General features: G+C 70.9%; 3 protein-coding genes and 1 pseudogene. All 4 read right to left on the minus strand.

All coding sequences use genetic code 11. The annotated features are described in order from the left end of the window. Nucleotides 1-2,019: 2,019 nt before the first annotated feature. Nucleotides 2,020-2,730 carry a hypothetical protein gene (locus tag FOE67_RS14510; RefSeq protein ID WP_182664330.1) on the minus strand — a complete coding sequence of 237 codons (711 nt, stop codon included), beginning with the start codon at nt 2,728-2,730 and terminating at the stop codon, nt 2,020-2,022. 159 nt (nt 2,731-2,889) lie between these two features. Further along, on the minus strand, nt 2,890-3,666 hold the full coding sequence (gene mobF, locus FOE67_RS14515) for a MobF family relaxase (RefSeq protein WP_228473891.1): 777 nt from the start codon (nt 3,664-3,666) through the stop codon (nt 2,890-2,892). 1,605 nt (nt 3,667-5,271) lie between these two features. Continuing rightward, nucleotides 5,272-5,493, minus strand: coding sequence for a hypothetical protein (locus FOE67_RS14520; protein WP_182664332.1), 222 nt, complete (start codon nt 5,491-5,493; stop codon nt 5,272-5,274). 104 nt (nt 5,494-5,597) lie between these two features. Continuing rightward, nucleotides 5,598-5,790, minus strand: a pseudogene (locus tag FOE67_RS14525) (pentapeptide repeat-containing protein); the annotation flags it as partial.

Genomic DNA, 5,790 nt, shown 5'->3' on the forward strand with positions numbered 1-5,790 from the left:
GGTGGTGCGGCGGGCACTCATTGCCACCGCCCACCGGAGAGAGCGGCCGCACACGAAGCCACCGGGGCCGGTGAGGTGGACGGCATGGGAGCGGGGCGGGCCCGGTCGGATCGGGTGGCCGGGAACAGGGCCGCGGACCGGGTTCGAGGCGGGAGCCACGCGTCCGCGGCGCGGTCCGTCGTGAGGGTTCTTCCGGCTGCGGAGGGACCGGGGGCCGGCGTGCCCGGATCGATGACGGTGGGCCGCCGAGGGGGGGGCCGGCCGCGTACGGTTCGGGCCTTTTCGGGATGGGCTGGGCGTGATGTTCGACAGGGAGCACTCCCCCACCTCTCTTCGCGTGTGCGGCCCCTCCCCGGGGCAGCCACGCCATCAAAGCACCACCCACCGACAATCAGTTATGACTTGATCACCAAGAGTTCACACGGTGGTGCGAAAGCGCACCTCCGGCAGACCGATGGCGCGTTCGCCGGGGGGCGCCCCCGGCCCGGGGTCGCACCCCGGGGACCGGCGGGGGCGCAGTGAGCACGGTGTCCGACAGAAACAGCCACCGCGAGCGCCGGCAGCCCCTTCTCCCCACCGGCGCTCCGCGACAAGGGGCGAGCGGGTGACCACCACGCTTCGCCCCGGCAACCCGTCGCCCCCGCGCCCACCGGGACGGAGCGGCTTCTCCTCCAAGCCGATCCCCCCGACCGGGCGTTCGGCCGACGCGGCGTTTTCATCCGGCACCGGATCGGCATCACCCACACCGAAGTCTCGGCGCCCGGTATCCGCCTGCGCATCGCGCGATCCCCCTCACGGGGCGACACACGCCCACCCGCTGCCGGGCGACATGTTGCCGTGCGGGAACCCGATGGCGACGTCCACGGCATCCACGGCCCGGGGATCCGCCACCGCACCGCCCACGGTATCGAGCCGCGCCGGCCGGGGCCCCACCGGTGCGTGGTCGACCGGCCCCTGCCACGCGGTGTTCGAGCACCCCGGGGAAAGACCTCAGCCCTCCGCCCGGAGGAGGTGGGGCGAGGGCCGTGCCGACCTCCTTCACCGCATCTCCGTGCCGCAGCACGTCCACGTACAGCGCGTGGGGCGGCGGTGTACCAATCCGGCCTGGTCGACTTCCCGATGGCGATGGGGGAGCTCGCACGAGCGGTGGCCTCCATCCCTGTTCCCGTGATGCTGTCGCAGGCGATGCAGGCGGCACAGGCCCTGAAGGACTTTTTCGGGTTGGATGCCGCTGAGGCGATGTCCTCCTCGGCCCGGACCGACGAGGAACGCCAGGACCTGGTGCCCGACGGGGATGAGACGGGGGAGGAACCGCTCCCCTCGGCCGCCGAGGAGGACGGGGCGCGGAAGGGCCCAAGGAGTCCGGCGGGGGCGCTCCTCGCGTGGGGTGAGTCGCCCGGTCCGTTCCCGCCCCGTCCGACAGGCCGGAGTGCGCGTGATCGGGGTGGTCGCCGGCCGCAGTTTCCCCACCGAGCTGCGGGCCGCCGGTGCCGCGCCGTCCCGCCCGGTCTCGCCGACGCCGCCGGGCTCCTTACCCTGCTCCGGGATGCCGGTGACCATCGCCTCCAGGCCCCGGGCCAGGGCGTCGGCGCCGTGCAGGCCGTCCGCGTTGCACTTCCGCCACTCGCCCCACGTGGTGCTGTGTGCCATCAGGGGACCTCGGTCAGGGTGTAGCCGAGGGGTTCACCGGTGTGGGGGGGTTTTGACCTTCATCTCCGACAGCCCCGTCCCTCGGCCCACACCTGCCGCCAATCCCCACCGGCGACGTGGAGTTCGTCGGTGCCCACGATGGAGACCACGGTCAGGCCGGCTGTGGCGGCCTTGTGGGCGCGGCGCCACTGGTTCGCGAAGGCCTGGGAGCGGATGAGTGCGTCCAGTCCGGGCGCGCGATTTCGCGGTTGGCGCTGCTGTCGCCGATGGCGGACACGAAGCGGGAGTACATGGCTTCAGGTAGGTCAGCGTCACGTCGTCGCCGGTGGCGATCGCGGCGGTGCGGGCGTCGGCCGGGGGTCGAGTGGCCTACGCGCTGGCTTGGCCGTCGCGCGAGGCCAGCAGGCGTTCGAGCTGGTCCCGGACGCGCTCCGCGCGTTCGATCAGGAACGGTCCCCGTAGGTAGCAGCACGCCCACCCACCGTTGAGATGCATCGACGGCATTCCCTGACGTGGCTGTTCGGACAGCCACGTCATCAGTGGCGCCTGGAGCAGGTCGAGGGCGGCGCGCTGATCGGCCGCCGTGACCACGAACCGCGCGTCGAACGCCGCGTCTCCGGTACGAACGGAGCCGGCGTCCCGCCGCTTGCCCCGTTTCCCCTGACCGAGGGCCAGCTCCGGCGCCGGAGGGTCCAGCCGAGCGAGAGCCACGGTATAGGTGGCGCTCGGCTTGGCCCCGGGGCGGGGGTCGGCGAACAGGGCGAGTCCCAGCAGGTAGCCGGGCCGGCCCACGAACTCGCCGTGGAACACGTGGTTGGTACGGAACAACACGCCTGGACCATTGAAGTCGCGGAACGGCATGACCTGGCCGAGGCCTGCGTTTTGCAGCACCGGATCCTCTGGGTCGTACGTCAGGTCGTGCTCCGCCGCCCACTCGGGATAGTCCTGTTGCTCAGCGGCCTGCCGGTCGAGCTGCCGGTTCTGCCGGAGCCGAATGGTCACGGCGAAGACGACACCGGCGGCGACCACGGCGACGATGACCAGGAAGATGACTCCCAGTACGATCAGGACGGTATTCATCCAGCCCCCTGCTTCCGCGTCTCACCCGTCTCTCGCGTCTCCCGCGCAGCCGGGCGGTTCACCCCTGTCTGAGATCAAAAAGCCAGCCTACAGGCGGAGTTGAGACGAGGATCGGTTCTGTCCTCTGTTCAGGTCGGCGGCGGGAGAGGCGTGCGGGCCTCAGCTGCGACTCAGTCGGCGTCGCCCCTGCCGACTCGCTTCCCGAACCAGGGGGTGGCGTATGGCTCGTCGTCGAAAGCGGCGACCTCCTGGAAACCCGAGCGCAGTACCACGGGGCACGGTCGCCAGGCCCGGCTCCTCGCACACATCAGTGGTCATCGTGAGGGTGTAGAAGGTTCCGGCTTCCACGATGTGCCGGTGCAGGGTGCGGGTGTCCAGCGCACCCCGGGCCCCGCCGAGGCGCCCCGCGCGGTTGAGGATCAGGCAGTGGTCGTGCAGCAGGGGTGCCCCGTCGCGGTTGTCGAAGTGCCGGAACCGCGCGATGCTCAGGGCCGGTGTCCTGGCACGTTTGCGGCCCGAGGACCACCGGGTCTGCGCCACCTCTTTCTCCGGGCGGTGCACCACCGTCTCGATGGCCCGCTCGTGCGCGGCCTCGATCACCTCCCGGACATGGTCATCGCCCAGGGCCCACAGCACGGTGAGGGACGCCTGCGGCCGGAAGACGAGATCCAGGGCGAGGAGCGGCGGCACGCCCCGCCGTGAGACCTCCTCGATCGGCCGACCGAGGGCCGTGGCCCGCCGGGCCTCAGCCGGGTCGGCCCCGGCCTCCGGCAGCTCGTGCTCGATCCGGCCGGCGTCCGGGTGCCGACCCCTGCCGTACAGCAGCTCCATCTGTCGCTGCGTCACCGGCTCCCCGGCCACCAGTCCGAGAGCGGCCGGGCCGCACCCCAGCCACACCCCGGGCGGAAGCCCCGCCGCCTGCCGGGCATCCTCCATCGACCGACCCGCCGGACGACGGCCGCACCGGTCTCCGGCTCGCTGGAGGACGACGTGGACACGAGAGGCGCCGTAGCTGCCCCGCGAGTCCGCGTGGACCTCGGTGGTCCTCTCGGTCGGCTCGGCGTCGCGGACCGCCGGGGGGGGCGGGCTCGCCGTCGCGGCGGGCACAGAAGGCGGCACGGGAGACCTTGAGCAGCTCACACGCTCGTTTGACGCTGTTGGCCTGCCTGCTTCTCCGCCTCGATGAACGGGTGCACCGTCACCGGGTCTCCTTCGCGAAGAAAGCCGTCGCACGCTTGAGGACCTCGACATCCTCGCGCAGCCGGCGGTTCTCTCTCTCCCCCCCAGCCGAGCCAACTCCTCGCGCTCATCGCTGGTCAGGCCCTCACGCTCACCGGCGTCGACCCCGGCCCGGGTGGCCCACCGGCGCACCGCGGTCTCGGTCGGGTCGAAATCCTTCGCGACCTGACCCACCGACCGGTCACCCCGGCGGCCCAGCTCGACGATCTCGGCCTTGAACTCCGGCGTGAACGAGCGGCGAGGGCGCGGCTTCTTCCCCCTGCTCTCCATGATGGACATCATCCTTCCGGGGCCGAAGCCCCTGATCAGGAGTGTCCGTCAAAGCAGATCAAGTCCACCCCCCGGGTCATCCGCTTCGACAGGCGGTAACAGTCATGCCGGGCCCGGAGGCCGGCGGCCCTCTAGCAGGACCGCGGAAACATCACGGGGCCACACTCCAGGGCGCCCCGACAGGGGACGGGCTCCTCCAGGCGGTGGATGTCGTCCGGTTCCCAGTGCCACAAGGCCGGGCTCCTGGTGGCCCCGGGGGCACAGCAATCGACTGCGTGATGGGCGGGGGTGAGGGTGGCGGTGCCGAGGATCGCGCCGGTGAACCGGCTGAACGTGGTGGTTGGCCGTATGCCCTCAACCGGGGACCATCTGATCTGTTGCCATATTCTTCTGCCGTGGCGAACCGGTGGCGGTCTGTGGGTGATGTCTTCTGGGCTTGGGATCGGGCTCTGGGCGGGCAGCGGCGTCCGACGCGGATCCAGAAGGTGGTGGCCCGACACCCGATCGGTGTCGGGCTCTGTGTCTCTGTTCCCTTCACTCTCTTCTTTTTGTTGCTTTCGCGTGAGGAGGAGCCCGACGATCCCCTGTTCGCTGTGTTCTTCGGGCTGCTCCTGGGACTTGTCCTCGGGCTCACGGCTCTCTCGGAGCGGCTCCGGCAGCGCAGGCTCAAGCGTCTGGGGATATGGGACGGATCTTGAGCGGGGTGGGGCACCGGTGGTGACCTGTATCCGGTTCCCCACCCGGCCCTGGTGCTGGAAAGTGCGGATTCGCCGACCATGCCTCGCGGACGGCGTCGCCTCGGCAGATGGTCCGGGCTCTGGTCGCTCACCTCTCGCTCGCTGATCTACCGGCCGTAACGGAGCTGCTGGTCGGTCGGGTGGGCACCCCGGGCGCGGAAGTGGAACAGTCCCACACCCGACTCCCCGGGGTGGGGCCCGGATCACCGTAATCACATAGGTCCGGGCCTCTACTGCCGATCATGCGTGTCTCGCAGGCCAGGGGCCGGTGTCTGTGGACCATCCACGCACGTTGTCAGCGGCGGTTGCGCGGGTGGTTGCGGGCGGTGCGTTCGTTGCCGTGCTTGTACGCGCCGGTCCAGCGTGCCATCACCGCCTGGGCGTCGCCCGATGCCACTTCGGTGAGGAACTTCTGCGCCCGGGCGCCGCGCAGGGTGCCCGCGGGGCGGCCGTGGTGGGTGATGGTGACGCTTCGGTCGCCGTGCTGGTGGTACCGGAATCCGGAAGGTCTCGGCATGTCCGTATCCTGCCCGCACGACCGTGCCCGCGTCGCCCGAATTCTCTCCACGCGCCGCCGGGACCGGGTGAGACGGTCCGGCGGGTGGTTTCCGCCGGGAGGGGTCAGCGTTTGATGCGGGCGAGGATCGCGAGGGCCGGCAGGGCGGGTTCGGTGAAGCGGCTTCCCATCTCGATGTAGGTGCCGGCGGTGGTGAGGTTCTGTCCGGAGGAGCGGAAGACGGTGGAGTTGATCACCACGCGCAGGGCTTTTTCGAAGCGGTCGGTGGTCAGTCGTGCAGTGAGGGGGCCGGTGGGG

This window comes from Streptomyces calidiresistens (assembly GCF_014141525.1).
Lineage (GTDB): Bacteria > Actinomycetota > Actinomycetes > Streptomycetales > Streptomycetaceae > Streptomyces > Streptomyces calidiresistens.

Bases quoted from the DNA above. Each gene is read 5' to 3' on its own strand.
- mobF (WP_228473891.1), bottom strand. From the start codon at position 3,666: ATGGAGGATGCCCGGCAGGCGGCGGGGCTTCCGCCCGGGGTGTGGCTG.
- FOE67_RS14510 (WP_182664330.1), bottom strand. From the start codon at position 2,730: ATGAATACCGTCCTGATCGTACTGGGAGTCATCTTCCTGGTCATCGTC.
- FOE67_RS14520 (WP_182664332.1), bottom strand. From the start codon at position 5,493: ATGCCGAGACCTTCCGGATTCCGGTACCACCAGCACGGCGACCGAAGC.